12 protein-coding genes and 1 pseudogene are annotated in these 14,293 nt (G+C 64.3%); 3 read left to right on the top strand and 10 right to left on the bottom strand.

The genetic code is table 11. The features are described from left to right. Window positions 1-21: 21 nt before the first annotated feature. The 3 genes from F3J45_RS15100 to F3J45_RS15110 all read right to left on the bottom strand — a co-directional run bounded on the left by F3J45_RS15100 (window position 22) and on the right by F3J45_RS15110 (window position 2,538). Window positions 22-795, bottom strand: coding sequence for a MetQ/NlpA family ABC transporter substrate-binding protein (locus F3J45_RS15100; RefSeq protein WP_167063879.1), 774 nt, complete (start codon window positions 793-795; stop codon window positions 22-24). Window positions 796-859: 64 nt separating this feature from the next. After that, window positions 860-1,534 carry a methionine ABC transporter permease gene (locus tag F3J45_RS15105; RefSeq protein WP_240158399.1) on the bottom strand — a complete coding sequence of 225 codons (675 nt, stop codon included), beginning with the start codon at window positions 1,532-1,534 and terminating at the stop codon, window positions 860-862. Continuing rightward, entirely contained in the window at window positions 1,531-2,538 is a 1,008-nt protein-coding gene (locus F3J45_RS15110) for a methionine ABC transporter ATP-binding protein (RefSeq protein ID WP_167063885.1), read from the bottom strand. Before F3J45_RS15110 ends, F3J45_RS15105 begins: the two co-directional genes overlap by 4 nt. Window positions 2,539-2,755: 217 nt before the next feature. On the opposite strand from F3J45_RS15110, the pseudogene katE reads away from it, so the two are divergent. Further along, window positions 2,756-4,894 (top strand): annotated as a pseudogene (gene katE, locus F3J45_RS15115) (catalase HPII); the annotation flags it as partial. A gap of 87 nt (window positions 4,895-4,981) precedes the next feature. Here katE and F3J45_RS15120 read toward each other — a convergent pair. From F3J45_RS15120 to zur, 4 genes are all read right to left on the bottom strand, one after another. After that, a complete protein-coding gene (locus tag F3J45_RS15120; RefSeq protein WP_167063892.1) occupies window positions 4,982-5,689 on the bottom strand; it encodes a PA5502 family lipoprotein in 708 nt (235 codons plus the stop codon). Between the two features lie 127 nt (window positions 5,690-5,816). After that, entirely contained in the window at window positions 5,817-6,599 is a 783-nt protein-coding gene (gene znuB, locus F3J45_RS15125) for a zinc ABC transporter permease subunit ZnuB (protein ID WP_167063895.1), read from the bottom strand. Further along, a complete protein-coding gene (gene znuC, locus F3J45_RS15130; RefSeq protein WP_167063898.1) occupies window positions 6,592-7,365 on the bottom strand; it encodes a zinc ABC transporter ATP-binding protein ZnuC in 774 nt (257 codons plus the stop codon). Before znuC ends, znuB begins: the two co-directional genes overlap by 8 nt. After that, on the bottom strand, window positions 7,362-7,847 hold the full coding sequence (zur, locus tag F3J45_RS15135) for a zinc uptake transcriptional repressor Zur (protein ID WP_167063900.1): 486 nt from the start codon (window positions 7,845-7,847) through the stop codon (window positions 7,362-7,364). Before zur ends, znuC begins: the two co-directional genes overlap by 4 nt. A 68-nt stretch (window positions 7,848-7,915) precedes the next feature. Here zur and F3J45_RS15140 point away from each other — a divergent pair, with 68 nt between their 5' ends. Further along, window positions 7,916-8,824 carry a metal ABC transporter solute-binding protein, Zn/Mn family gene (locus F3J45_RS15140; protein WP_205300527.1) on the top strand — a complete coding sequence of 303 codons (909 nt, stop codon included), beginning with the start codon at window positions 7,916-7,918 and terminating at the stop codon, window positions 8,822-8,824. Between the two features lie 84 nt (window positions 8,825-8,908). Here the strand turns inward: F3J45_RS15140 and F3J45_RS15145 are convergent, their stop codons facing one another. Together F3J45_RS15145 and F3J45_RS15150 are read right to left on the bottom strand one after the other, a co-directional pair. Beyond that, window positions 8,909-9,859, bottom strand: a complete 951-nt coding sequence (locus F3J45_RS15145) for a homoserine kinase (RefSeq protein ID WP_167063906.1) — start codon at window positions 9,857-9,859, stop codon at window positions 8,909-8,911. A 71-nt stretch (window positions 9,860-9,930) separates the two neighbouring features. Next, window positions 9,931-10,218: a DUF2782 domain-containing protein gene (locus F3J45_RS15150; protein WP_167063909.1), complete on the bottom strand. Its 288-nt coding sequence runs from the start codon at window positions 10,216-10,218 to the stop codon at window positions 9,931-9,933. A gap of 65 nt (window positions 10,219-10,283) precedes the next feature. On the opposite strand from F3J45_RS15150, the gene polA reads away from it, so the two are divergent. Further along, on the top strand, window positions 10,284-13,040 hold the full coding sequence (gene polA, locus F3J45_RS15155; protein ID WP_370526385.1) for a DNA polymerase I: 2,757 nt from the start codon (window positions 10,284-10,286) through the stop codon (window positions 13,038-13,040). 451 nt (window positions 13,041-13,491) lie between these two features. Here the strand turns inward: polA and yihA are convergent, their stop codons facing one another. Continuing rightward, the gene (gene yihA, locus F3J45_RS15160; protein ID WP_167063915.1) at window positions 13,492-14,124 is read right to left on the bottom strand and encodes a ribosome biogenesis GTP-binding protein YihA/YsxC; all 633 of its coding nucleotides are present in this window, start codon (window positions 14,122-14,124) and stop codon (window positions 13,492-13,494) included. Between the last annotated feature and the right edge of the window lie 169 nt (window positions 14,125-14,293).

Below are 14,293 nucleotides of genomic sequence, written 5' to 3' on the forward strand. Positions count from 1 at the left end.
GCGCAGCTCGCGATGGTTTGCTTAGAACGCCGGAACCACAGCGCCCTTGTACTTCTCGATAATGAACTGCTTCACCTCAGGCGAGTGCAGCGCCGATACCAGCTTCTTGATGGCATCGGAATCCTTGTTGTCCGGGCGGGCGACCAGGATGTTCACGTAGGGCGAGTCGCTGCCTTCAATGGCCAGGGCGTCCTTTTCCGGGTTCAGCTTGGCTTCCAGCGCGTAGTTGGTGTTGATCAGGGCCGCATCGACCTGAGTCAGCACGCGCGGGATGGTGGCCGCTTCCAGCTCACGGAATTTGACGTTCTTCGGGTTCTCGGCAACATCCTTCACGGTGGACAGGATGTTCTTGTTGTCCTTGAGCTTGATCACACCGGCCTTGTCCAGCAGCAGCAGGGCGCGGCCGCCGTTGGTGGCGTCGTTGGGGATGACCACGGTGGCGCCGGACGGCAGCTCGTCGAGCTTCTTGATCTTGGTCGAGTACACGCCCAGCGGCTCGATGTGCACGCCGGCGACGCTCACCAGGTCGGTGCCCTTGGCCTTGTTGAACTCATCCAGGTACGGCTGGTGCTGGAAGAAGTTGGCGTCCAGGCGTTTTTCGGCCACCTGCACGTTTGGCTGGATGTAGTCGGTGAACTCCTTCACCTTCAGGTCCACGCCTTCTTTGGCCAGCTGTGGTTTGACGAAGTTGAGGATTTCGGCGTGCGGCACCGGGGTGGCGGCAACGCTCAGGGTTTCGGCAGCGTTGGCCGAAAAGGCCGCGACAGCGGCGACAACAGCAAGCAGCTTCTTCATTGATCACTCCTTGTGAGGGCCGCGACGGCCCCCGAACGGGTCGGCCGGGCCGACCCCATTGGGGTTACTTACGGGAAAAATGCACGACCAGTTTGTCGCCAACGCTCTGCAGCACTTGCACCAGCACCAGCAGCAACACCACGGTGACGATCATCACGTCGGTCTGGAAACGCTGGTAACCGAAGCGGATCGCCAGGTCGCCCAGGCCGCCGGCACCGACCACACCGGCCATGGCGGTGTACGACACCAGGGTGATGGCAGTGACGGTGATGGCCGCGAAGATGCCCGGGCGGGCCTCAGGCAGCAGCGCGCTGGTGATGATCTGGCGGGTTGTGGCGCCCATCGACTGGGTCGCTTCGATGATGCCGCGGTCCACTTCGCGCAGGGCGGTTTCCACCAGGCGCGCGAAGAATGGCGTGGCACCCACCACCAGTGGCGGGATGGCGCCGGCAACGCCCAGGGAGGTGCCGGTAATCAGCACGGTGAACGGGATCATCACGATCAGCAGGATGATGAACGGCAGCGAGCGCAGGATGTTCACCACCAGCGACAGCAGCGCGTAAACGCCCTTCTGTTCGAACATCTGGCGTGGCCCGCACAGGAACAACAGCACGCCCAGCGGCAGGCCGAGCAGCACGGTGAACAGCAGCGAGCCGAACAGCATGATCAGGGTATCGCCGGTGGCCAGCCAGATTTCGGCCCAGTCGACGTTGGCGAAGAAATTCAGGGCGTCCATCAACGCAGTACCTCCATATGTACGTCAGCTGCCTTGAAGCGGGCGAACGCCGCTTCCATGTCACCGCCAATCAAGGCGAGGGTGAGCTGGCCATAGGGGACATCCTTGATACGGTCGATACGCCCGGCGAGGATGCTGTAGTCCACGCCGGTTTCACGGGCCACGGTGCCCAGCAGCGGCGCGTAGGTGGCGTCGCCCTGGAAGGTCAGGCGCACGATGCGCCCCGGCACGTGGGCGAAGTCGTCGCGCTGTTCGCCTTCGTCGACCTGCTCGTCTTCCTGCACGAAGCGCTTGGTGGTGGGGTGCTGCGGGTGCAGGAACACCTCGGCCACCGAGCCTTGCTCGACGATCTGCCCTGCGTCCATCACGGCCACGCGGTCGCAGACCCGGCGGATCACGTCCATCTCGTGGGTGATCAGCACGATGGTCAGCTTCAGCTCACGGTTGATCTCGGCCAGCAGTTGCAGCACCGATGCCGTGGTTTGCGGGTCGAGGGCGCTGGTGGCCTCGTCGCACAGCAGGATCTTCGGGTTGGTGGACAGGGCGCGGGCAATGCCGACGCGCTGCTTCTGGCCGCCGGAGAGCTGGGCCGGGTACTTCTTCGCGTGGTCCTGCAGGCCTACGCGGGCCAGCAGCTCGGTGACGCGCTTGTCGATTTCGCTGCGCGACAGCTCGCCGGCGAGGGTCAGCGGCAAGGCGACGTTGTCGGCGACGGTCTTGGAGGCCAGCAGGTTGAAGTGCTGGAAAATCATCCCGACCTGCTGGCGGAAGCCGCGCAGTTGGTTGGCGTTGAAGGCGGTGACGTCTTCGCCGTCGACGATGATCTTGCCGCCGGAGGGTTCTTCCAGGCGGTTTATCAGGCGCAGCATGGTGCTTTTGCCCGCGCCGGAATGGCCGATCAGGCCGAACACCTGGCCGTTTTCGATGGTCAGGGTTGTCGGATTCAGTGCGGGGATTTCCCTACCGGCAACGCGGTAGGTTTTATGTACCTGTTGGAACTCGATCACGTAGCGAACCTTGTGGGGCGCATGGAATGGGGGTCAGCGGTTAGCTGGGGTCGCGCATTTTAGCCTTTTCCCATAGCTGTTCTTAGCATTTATTTCGTAATGCTCCAATCCTTCGGGCATAACGCGACAGCCGGTAATCCTGATTGAACGCTCGGCAAAGCCCTCCAGTCACTACTTGCACAAGCCCTTCGAGGGCACGCCTGAAGACTGATGAGGAGAGCCGACCATGCCGAACAAACCCACGGACGCGCCCAAGCACAGCGAGGCCGCCGGTACCCAGACCCCTGACCGGGCCAACACCAATGCCAAGTTGCAGAGCCTGGAGGCGTTTCGCAGCGATGCCACCGGCCAGGCGCTGCGCACCAACCACGGGGTGAAGATCGCCGACAACCAGAATAGCCTCAAGGCGGGCGCGCGCGGGCCGTCGCTGCTCGAAGACTTCATCATGCGCGAGAAGATCACCCACTTCGACCATGAGCGCATCCCCGAGCGTATCGTGCATGCCCGCGGCACCGGTGCCCACGGCTACTTCCAGAGCTACGGCTGCCATGCCGAGCTGACCAAGGCGGGTTTCCTGCAAGACCCGGAGAAGATCACCCCGGTGTTCGTGCGCTTTTCCACCGTGCAGGGCCCCCGGGGTTCAGGTGACACAGTGCGTGATGTGCGCGGGTTTGCCGTGAAGTTCTATACCGATGAAGGCAATTTCGACCTGGTTGGCAACAACATGCCGGTGTTCTTCATTCAGGATGCGATCAAGTTTCCCGATTTCGTGCACGCCGTGAAGCCTGAACCGCACAACGAGATGCCCACCGGCGGCTCGGCCCACGACACCTTCTGGGACTTCGTTTCACTGGTGCCGGAGTCGGCGCACATGGTGATCTGGGCCATGTCCGACCGCGCCATCCCGCGCAGCCTGCGGATGATGGAAGGCTTTGGCGTGCACACCTTCCGCCTGATCAATGCCCAGGGCGTGGCCAGCTTCGTCAAGTTCCACTGGAAGCCGCGCCAGGGCGTGCATTCGGTGCTGTGGGACGAGGCGCAGAAGCTGGCGGGCAAGGACACCGACTACCACCGCCGCGACCTGTGGGACGCCATCGAAACCGGCGACTACCCCGAGTGGGAGCTGGGCGTGCAGATCGTGCCCGAGGCCGATGAGCACAAGTACGACTTCGACCTGCTCGACCCGACCAAGCTGATTCCCGAGGAGCTGGTGCCGGTGACCAAGCTGGGCAAGATGGTGCTCAACCGCAACCCAGACAATTTCTTTGCCGAAACCGAGCAGGTGGCCTTCTGCCCGGGCCATATCGTGCCGGGCATCGATTTCACCAACGACCCGCTGCTGCAGGGCCGGTTGTTCTCCTACACCGACACGCAGATCAGCCGCCTGGGTGGGCCGAACTTCCATGAAATCCCGATCAACCGGCCGGTGGCGCCGAACCACAGCAGCCAGCGCGATGCCATGCACCGCATGACCATCGACAAGGGCCGGGCTTCCTACGAGCCCAATTCCATCGATGGCGGCTGGCCCCGGGAAACGCCGCCTGCCGCCCAGGATGGTGGCTTCGAGAGCTACCAGGAGCGCATCGACGCGCACAAGATCCGCCAGCGCAGCGAGTCGTTCGGCGACCACTTCTCCCAGGCGCAGCTGTTCTTCCACAGCATGAGCCCGACCGAGCAGCAGCACATCATCAAGGCCTACAGCTTCGAGCTGGGCAAGGTGGAGCGCGAGCACATTCGCCAGCGGGTGGTTGACGAGATTCTGGCCAACATCGACCTGAAGCTGGCGGCGGCGGTGGCGGGCAACCTGGGGCTGCCCGCGCCGAAGCAGGGTACGGTCAAGGTGAAAGGTGGCAAACCCGCGAAGTCCAAGGCCTTGAGCCAGATGAACCACCCGGGGGATGTGGGCATCAAGGGGCGCAAGATCGCCCTGCTGGTGGCCGATGGCGTGGACAGCGGTAGCGTCGATACGCTGGTGAAGGCGCTGGAAGCCGAAAGCGCCAGGCCGATGCTGTTGGGGCCGACCTCGGCGCCGGTGAAGGCGGCAGATGGCAAGGCCTTGGCGGTGGATGCGTCGATGGAGGGGATGCCGTCGGTGATGTTCGACGGGATCGTGGTGCCCAAGGGGGTGGACAAGGCCCTGGCTTCGAGCGGGTTGGCCAAGCATTTTCTGTTGGAAGGGTACAAGCACCTGAAGGCGATGGTGTTGACCAAGGATCTGTTGAACGGGCTGGGGCTCAAGGAGGACAAGGGGCTGCTGCTGGGGGATGAGCAGAAGAGCGTGGATGCCTTTGTCAAAGCCGTGGAGGGGCATCGGGTTTGGGAGCGGGAGGCAGCGGCGGAGGCGGTGCCAGCCTAAGGGCTGCTCGGCAGCCCATCGCGACCTGGCGGTCGCTCCTACCAGGAGGATAGCGGTAGGAGCGACCGCTAGGTCGCGATGAGGGCCTTAACGCTGATGCGGAACCAGAACCACCTGGGCCGGCATCGAGCGCTGAATCTCATGCTTCTGCTTCAGCTTGAAATCGCCATCGAGCTTGTGCACGCGCTTCTCCAGCAGGCTTTTCAGCCACGGCGCATCCTGTGTCCGTGGCACCTGGAACACCACGTCACACTGGTAATTCACCACGTCCTTGGCAATTTCGTCGAGCTGGCGGCGCATTGCGCGGATGTCGGTGGTTTTCAGCGCCACCACGGTGCTTGGCGCGGTCGGGTCGATCACCCGGGCCTGGGGCTTGGCCTCGGCAGCCTTCAATGCCGCCTCGGCTTTCTCCAGCTCGGCCTTGCGCGCCTGGGACACGGCATCGCCACCGGTTACCGCCGGCGCCTGTGGCATCAGTGCACGGGCGCGGGCCAGGGCCGTGGCGGCGGCGTTGACATCGCCCTTCTGCAGCACGATCTGGCTGCGTTGCAGATAGGCCTCGGCGAGCTGGCGCTGATAGGGCTCCAGGCGGGCGTCGCCGGGCGACTGCGCCTGCAGGGTGGCCAGTTGGTCTTCGGCGGTGGCCAGCTCGTTGCTGGCGATACTCTGTTGCAGCTGCTGCCAGGCATCGGCTTGGGCAGGTGCATCGGCCTGTTCCACCGGCGCACTGGAGCAAGCGGCCAGGAACAGGGAAAACGCGGCAACAAGCAGATAACGGGATGCGAACGGCTTCATTCCTGCGACTCTCTATTTGCGCAAAAAGCGAGCAAGTCTACACCCAGGTGCGCACGCTCGAAAACAGGTCTTACAGACCCTTTACCCGTGAAAAGGTTGCAGGGTGTGCCTGCGCACACCCCGGTTTTCAGCGTTTTGGCAGGGCCAGGCTCAGCAAGAATAGCACCGCCGCGCAGACCACGATCGATGGCCCGGCGGGGGTGTCCTTGAACCAGGACATGGCAAGGCCGCCGCACACGGCGGCAATCCCGAGCAGGCTGGCACCCAGCGCCATCTGCTCGGGCGAGCGGGCGTGACGCTGCGCCGCAGCGGCGGGAATGATCAGCAGCGAGGTAATCAGCAGCACCCCGACGATCTTCATCGCCACCGCGATCACCACGGCAATCAGCAGCATCAGCGCCATGCGCAGGCCCGCCACCGGCAGGCCTTCGACCATGGCCAGCTCCTCATGCACGGTAATCGCCAGCAGCGGCCGCCACAGCGCCGCCAGCAGCAGCAACACCAGGGCACTGCCGCCGAGGATCCAGGCAAGGTCGGTGGTGCTGATGGCCAGCAGGTCACCGAACAGGTAGGCCATCAGGTCGATGCGCACATCGTGCATGAAGCTCAGCACCACCAGGCCCAGCGACAGGGTGCTGGGGGCCAGGATGCCGAGCAGGGTGTCGGAGGCCAGCGGCTGGCGCTGTTGCAGGGTGACCAGCAGGATCGCCAGCAGCAGGCAGCCCACGGTCACCGCCAGCGCCGGGCTGACATCCAGCACGAAGCCCATGGCCACGCCCAGCAGCGCGGCATGGGACAGGGTGTCGCCGAAATAGGCCATGCGCCGCCACACCACGAAGGAGCCGAGCGGGCCGGCCACCACTGCCAGGGACAAACCCGCAAGCAAGGCGTAAAGAAGAAAATCAGCCATGCTTGCAGTGCTCTCCGTGAACATGGGTGCCAGGGGCGATGACCGAGCCATGCAGGTCGTGGCTGTGGTCGTGATGGTGGTGGTAGACCGCCAGGCTCGGCGCATTCTGGCCGAACAGCTCGACGAACGCCGGGTCGTTGCTGACCTGCTCGGGGTGGCCCGAGCAGCACACGTGACGGTTCAGGCACACCACCTGGTCGGTAGCGCTCATCACCAGGTGCAGGTCGTGAGAAACCATCAGCACGCCGCAGCCGTGGCGGTCGCGCAGGCGGGTGATGAGGTTGTACAGCTCGGTCTGGCCGACTACGTCAACCCCTTGTACCGGCTCGTCGAGCACCAGCAGTTGCGGCTCGCGCAGCAAGGCCCGGGCCAGCAGCACGCGCTGCATCTCGCCCCCGGAAATGGTCTGGATCGGGCTGTCGATAACCTGCTCGGCGCCCACTTCCTGCAGCGCCGACAAGGCTGCCGCGCGGTCTACGCCGGGCACCAGACGCAGGAAGCGCAGTACCGACAGCGGCAGCGTGGCATCGACCTGAATCTTTTGCGGCATGTAGCCGATGCGCAGCTTCGGCTTGCGCCACACCGTGCCGCGGTGGGGCTTGAGCAGCCCGAGCACGGCGCGTACCAGGGTGGTCTTGCCTGCACCGTTGGGGCCGATCAGGGTGACGATCTGGCCCGGGGCGACCGTCAGGTCGATGCTGTCGAGCACCGCCTCGCCGCCAAAGGTGACGCCGACCTGCTCAAGGCGGATCAGGGCCTCGCTCATGCCGCGCTCCGGCAGTTGGCGCACAGGCCGACGATTTCCACGGTTTGCGACTCGACGCTGAAGCCCACGCCCTTGGCGCTGGCGACGATGGCGTCGCTGATGCTGTCCTGCTCCAGCTCGATGGCCACATGGCACTCACGGCAGATCAGGAACTGGCCTTGGTGCACGTGCTCGGGGTGGCTGCAGCCAATGAAGGCGTTGAGCGAGGCGATGCGGTGCACCAGGCCGTTTTCCAGCAGGAAGTCCAGGGCACGGTATACGGTGGGCGGCGCGGCGCGGCGGCCGTCCTGTTCGCTGAGCACGGCGAGGATGTCGTAGGCGCCCAGCGGCTTGTGGCTCTGCCACACCAGTTCCAGCACGCGCTTGCGCAGTGCGGTCAGGCGCAGGCCTTGGCGGGTACAGAGCACCTCGGCTTCAGCCAGGGCGCTGTGCACGCAATGGGAATGATCGTGGGGACGGTGAGCCAGCGGCGTAATGGACATATGGGCGGCGACGGTTCTGGATGGAGACGTTATTATGTTACCTGTTTCTGACGAGTCGAGTATTGATCGTGTCCCGATTCCTAGTGCTTTTTGTCGCTTTCATCGCCTGTTCGGCCCAGGCCGACGTGCGTGTGCTGACCAGTATCAAACCCCTGCAACAGATTGCCGCCGCCGTGCAGGACGGTGTCGGCAGCCCCGACGTGCTGCTGCCGCCGGGCGCCTCGCCGCACCACTATGCGCTGCGCCCCTCCGACGTGCGCAAGGTGGGCGATGCCGACCTGCTGTACTGGATTGGCCCGGACATGGAGAACTTCCTGCCCCGCGTGCTGGGCACCCGCAGCAAGCCGACGGTGGCCGTGCAATCGCTGCCGGGCATGAAGCTGCGCCATTTCGGCGAGGACAGCCATTCCCACGAGGAGGCAGACCAGGACGAGCATGACCACGACCACCGCCCCGGCAGCCTGGATGCGCACCTGTGGTTGTCGTCGTTCAACGCCCGGGTGATCGCGGCGAAGATGGCCGCGGACCTGGCGGCAGCGGACCCTGCCAATGCGGCGCGTTACCAGGCCAACCTGAAGGCGTTCAGTGCGCGTATGGACGGCCTGGATGCGCGCATCAAGGCGCGGGTGGCGGGTATTGCCGGCAAGCCGTACTTCGTGTTCCACGAGGCGTTCGATTACTTTGAGTCGGCTTATGGCCTGCAGCATACCGGGGTGTTCAGCGTGGCCTCGGAGGTGCAACCGGGCGCGCAGCACGTGGCGGCGATGCGCAAGCGCCTGATGGAAGTGGGCAAGACCTGCGTGTTCAGCGAGCCGCCGCTGCGCCCGCGCCTGGCCGAGACGTTGACGGCTGGCTTGCCGGTGCGCTTGGCCGAGCTGGATGCCTTGGGCGGCACCGACCCGGTGGATGCCAAGGGGTATGAGCGGTTGCTTGAGAAGCTGGGGGGTGATTTGGCCGGGTGCCTGGAACAGTTGTAAGCCTGTTCCGGCCCTTTCGCGAGCTGCGCTCGCTCCTACCGGGAATTGTGGCCTGGTAGGAGCGAGCGCAGCTCGCGATGCGGTTCAAAGGGCAAATGGTAGGTGCAAAGCCACCTGCTGGCGCTGCGCCAGGCGCACCTCGAACTCGCGTGGGTCATGGATCATCACATCCATCCCGGCAAACGATTCCGCGGCAATCAGGCGCGACAGCCAGAAGCGCACGCAACCCACCCGCAGCATTTCCGGCCACAGCTCGGCTTCGGCCGCGGTAAACGGCCGCAGCGCGGCATACGCCGCCAGCAGCGCCTGGGCCCGTGGCACATCGATTGCGCCGTGCTCATCCAGGCACCAGTCGTTCACGGTGATGGCGATGTCATACAGCATCGGGCCCGAGCAGGCGTTGTAGAAATCGATCACGCCGGTCAGGTGGGTGCCTTCGAACATCACGTTGTCGCGGAACAGGTCGGCATGCAGGTTGGCCCGTGGCAAGGCCAGGATCTGCGCCTTGTGCGCGGTGATTTCCGCCAGTGCCGGCTGCAGCAGCGCAGCCTGCTCGCCGCTCAGGCGCGGCAGCAGCTCGGCGCCGGAGGCCAGCATCCAGTCCAGGCCGCGGTCGGTGCGGCGCTCGATGATGTGCTCGCGAGTGGCCAGGTGAATGTGCGCCAGCAGCTCGCCCACCTGGGCGCAGTGCTGGGCGTTGGGCGCCTTGATGTGCTTGCCCGACAGCCGAGGCTGCAGCAGCGCCGGCTTGCCGCACAATTCGCGCAGGGCGTTGCCGTCGCGGTCGCGCAGGGCGTAGGGCACCGGCATGTCGGCGCCGTGCAGCACGTCCAGCAGCTCGATGAAGAACGGCATGTCCTCGACCGGGCCGCGTTCGACCAGCGTCAGGACGAACTCACCCTTTTCCAGGCTGACGAAGAAGTTGCTGTTCTCGGTACCGGCGGCAATGCCCTGGAAGTCGAGCAGACGGCCCAGCTCGTACGGCGCCAGAAAGGTTTCCAGCTCAGGCCGGGTCACGGGGGTGAAGACTGACATGATGAAAAAAAGCCCATACGGGCACTTCCGCCGGGAAGTGCCGGGTTGATGTGAACGGTGCGCGCGTCAGCTTACCACTCGAAGATCTTCCAGGACGGAATCAGCATGTCCGGCTGGTCGGAACGAATGAAATTGCCATCAGAGCCATCGGCGCGTACCAGGAAATATGGCTTGCCGTTTTTCGGCGTAATCTTGATCGCATACAGGAAGCCGTTCTGGCGGTATTCCTGGATGGTCTTGTCGCCTTCCGTGCGAATGGTCACCTCGGGATCGGCCGAGGGGGCGTCTTCCGCCGCCAGGGTGACGACTGGCATGGTGGCCAGCAGGCCCAGCACTAACAGGCGATTGAGTGTACGCATGATAACCTAGTCCCTTTGTCGTCATTGATCCGGCTATTCTAGCTCCGGACCCGCCGAAAAGGTTGATTCTGCTCATGAGCCAAGCGCCTCTCGTCCTGGTGGACGGTTCCTCCTACCTCTACCGCGCCTTCCACGCGCTGCCGCCACTGACCACCTCCAAGGGCATGCCCACCGGCGCGGTCAAGGGGGTGCTGAACATGCTCAAGAGCCTGCGCCGGCAATACCCCGACAGCCTGTTCGCCGTGGTGTTCGACGCCAAGGGCGGCACCTTCCGCGACACCCTGTACGCCGACTACAAGGCCAACCGCCCGAGCATGCCCGACGACCTGCGGGTGCAGGTAGAGCCACTGCACGCCAGCGTGCGCGCACTGGGCTACCCACTGCTGTGCGTGGAAGGGGTGGAGGCCGATGACGTGATCGGCACCCTGGCCCGCAGCAGCGCCACCCAGGGCCGCCCGGTTATCATCTCGACCGGCGACAAGGACATGGCGCAGCTGGTGGACGGCCACGTGACCCTGGTCAACACCATGACCGGCAGCGTGCTGGACGTGGCCGGCGTGCACGAAAAATTCGGCGTCGGCCCCGAGCACATCATCGACTTCCTGGCCTTGATGGGCGACAAGGTCGACAACATTCCGGGCGTACCGGGCGTGGGCGAAAAAACCGCGGTGGGCCTGCTGACCGGTATCGGCGGAGGCCTCAGCGACCTGTACGCCAACCTCGACAAGGTGCCGACCCTGGCCATTCGCGGCGCCAAGACCCTGCCGGCCAAGTTGCAGGAACACCGTGATGCCGCGTTCCTGTCCTACGAGCTGGCCACCATCAAGTGCGACGTGCCACTGGATGTGGAGGTCGAGGCGCTGGTGTGCGGCGAGCCCGACCGCGAAGCCCTGCTCGCGCTGTACACCGAGATGGAGTTCAAGAGCTGGATCGCCGACGTGCAGCGCGACGCGGTGAAGGCCGGCAGTGACCTGGCACCCGTTGAAGCACCGGCTGCACCTGTGGAACCCACCTACGAAACCATTCTCGACCAGGCCCGTTTCGACGCCTGGCTGGAAAAGCTGCGCCAGGCGCCGCTGTTCGCCTTCGACACCGAAACCACCAGCCTCGACGCCCAGCAGGCGCAACTGGTTGGCCTGTCGTTCGCGGTCAACCCGCATGAGGCGGCCTACGTACCGCTGGCCCACGATTACGAAGGTGCCCCCCAGCAGCTGGACCGCGAGGCCGTGCTGCTGGCCCTCAAGCCCTTGCTTGAAGACCCGGCTAAGGCCAAGGTCGGGCAGAACGCCAAGTACGACATCAACATCCTGGCCAATGGCTCGCCGGCCATCGACATGCGTGGCGTGGCCTACGACACCATGCTGGAGTCGTATGTGTTCAACTCCACCGCCACCCGTCACGACATGGACAGCCTGGCGCAGAAGTACCTGGAGCACAGCACCATCGCCTTCGAGGACATCGCCGGCAAGGGTGCCAAGCAGCTGACCTTCAACCAGATCCACCTGGACAAGGCCGGCCCGTATGCGGCCGAAGACGCCGACATCACCCTGCGCCTGCACCACGCGCTGCAGGCACGCCTGGCGCAAACGCCGAGCGTGCAACCGGTGCTGATGGACATCGAGATGCCGCTGGTGCCGGTGCTGGCGCGCATCGAGCGCCAAGGCGCGCTGGTGGACGCTGCGCTGCTGAACGTACAAAGCGGCGAGTTGGGCGTGAAGATGGCCGAACTGGAGCAGCGTGCCTACGCGCTGGCCGGCGAGGAGTTCAACCTGGGTTCGCCCAAGCAGCTGGGCGCGATCCTTTACGACAAGCTGGGCATGCCGGTGCTGAGCAAGACTGCCAAAGGCCAGCCGTCCACCGCCGAAGCCGTGCTCGACGACCTGGCCCTGCAGGGCTACCCGCTGCCGGAAGTGCTGATGCAGTACCGCAGCCTGAGCAAGCTCAAGAGCACCTACACCGACAAGCTGCCGGGCCAGATCAACCCGCGCACCGGGCGTATCCACACTTCCTACCAGCAGGCCGTGGCGGCCACCGGGCGCCTGTCGTCCAGCGACCCGAACCTGCAGAACATCCCGATTCGGACCGCCGAGGGCCGGCGCATTCGCCAGGCCTTCGTCGCCAGCCCCGGCTACAAACTGCTGGCTGCGGACTACTCGCAGATCGAGCTGCGCATCATGGCCCACCTGGCCAAGGACGAAGGCCTGCTGCATGCTTTTCGCAACGACCTCGACGTGCACCGCGCCACCGCTGCCGAAGTGTTCGGCGTGGCCCTGGAGAACGTCACCACCGACCAGCGCCGCAGCGCCAAGGCCATCAACTTCGGCTTGATCTACGGCATGAGTGCCTTTGGCCTGGCCAAGCAGATTGGCGTCGACCGCAAGCAGTCCCAGGACTACATCGACCGCTACTTCGCCCGTTACCCAGGCGTGCTGGCCTACATGGAGCGCACCCGCGCCCAGGCCGCCGAGCAGGGCTTCGTCGAAACCCTGTTCGGCCGCCGCCTGTACCTGCCGGACATCAACGCCAAGAACCCGGCCCTGCGCAAGGGTGCCGAGCGCACGGCGATCAACGCGCCGATGCAGGGCACGGCCGCCGACATCATCAAGCGCGCCATGGTCAATGTGGACAACTGGCTGCAGGCCAGCGGCCTGGACGCCCGGGTGATCCTGCAGGTGCACGACGAACTGGTGCTGGAGGTGCGCGAGGAACTGCTGGAGCAGGTGAAAGATGAAATTCGCCAGCACATGAGCAATGCCGCAAAACTGGATGTGCCGCTGCTGGTCGAAGTAGGTGTTGGTGCGAATTGGGATGAAGCTCACTGATTGAGCTGGGAAAGCTGTGTAGGATCTGCGGCGTAGTGACGCGGATCCTGGCATGGCTCGATGCCACTAGATCCGGAGTTTCATGAAACTATCGCAAATAGTTTTGAGGGCTTCGGAACTAAACCGGTGAAGTGGAACTCAGAGTAACTGAATGGCTGGTGAAGCCTTTCGATGCTCCTATGTTGTGTTAAGTGTTGGCAGATACCTGGACCCCGCCCTAGCGGTCCAGACTTGAACCCCGAACTTCCCCCTCCCCATACGAAGTCCGGGGTTTTTTTTGCCCGGAATTTGACCTGGGGCACTCCCTTAATCACCCGGCCCTGTAGGAGCGAGCGCAGCTCGCGATGGGCTGCAAAGCAGCCCCGGCATCATCAGCCGCGAAGCTGACAACCTGGGGCCGCTGCGCGCCCCATCGCGAGCTACGCTCGCTCCTACCGGAAGTGCGGTGCCTTCAGGCGACGGGCTTGTCTTCCAGTTCCATCCAGTCGGCCAGCACCCGGTAGGCTTCTTCCAGGCCCAGGCGCTTGGGCGCCGAGAACAGTTGGATGGTCACGCCATCGCCCCAGCCCTTGCGGATTTCCGACTGCACCTTGAGCAAGGTGTTCTTGCCCGCGCCGTGGGTCAGCTTGTCGGCCTTGGTCAGCAGGATGTGCATCGGCATGCCGCTGGCCTTGGCCCAGTCGAGCATCATCTTGTCGAAGTCGGTCATCGGGTGGCGGGTGTCCATCATCAGGATCACCCCACGCAGGCACTCGCGGCTGCCCAGGTAGGCCTCCAGGTGCTTCTGCCAGTGCTGCTTGAGCGGAATCGGGACTTTTGCATAACCGTAACCCGGCAGGTCGACCAAACGCCGTTCATCGTCCAGACTGAAAAAATTCAACAGCTGGGTGCGCCCTGGGGTTTTCGAGGTACGCGCCAGGCTGGCATGAGTCAGGGTGTTGAGGGCGCTGGACTTGCCGGCGTTGGAACGGCCGGCGAAAGCCACCTCGTAACCCTGATCGTCCGGGCATTGTTCGACCTTGGCAGCGCTGAGGGCGAATTTGGCTTTCTGGCAGAGGCCGAGGATGGGGTTCTTGACTTGCATGGGATATCCGATGTGGGTGTTGCCAACGCCTAGGCCGGCAAGCAGTGTCGTTTCCGTTTGGTTGGCGGAAGTATATAATGCCCCAGTTTTTGTGTGCCCATTCTCCCAGCGAAGGGGAACGGGCATGGGGTGTCGAACAATAGCTCGCGCATCAGAACGCAGCGCGTCC

It is taken from the genome of Pantoea sp. Ap-967 (assembly GCF_011752565.1).
GTDB lineage: Bacteria > Pseudomonadota > Gammaproteobacteria > Pseudomonadales > Pseudomonadaceae > Aquipseudomonas.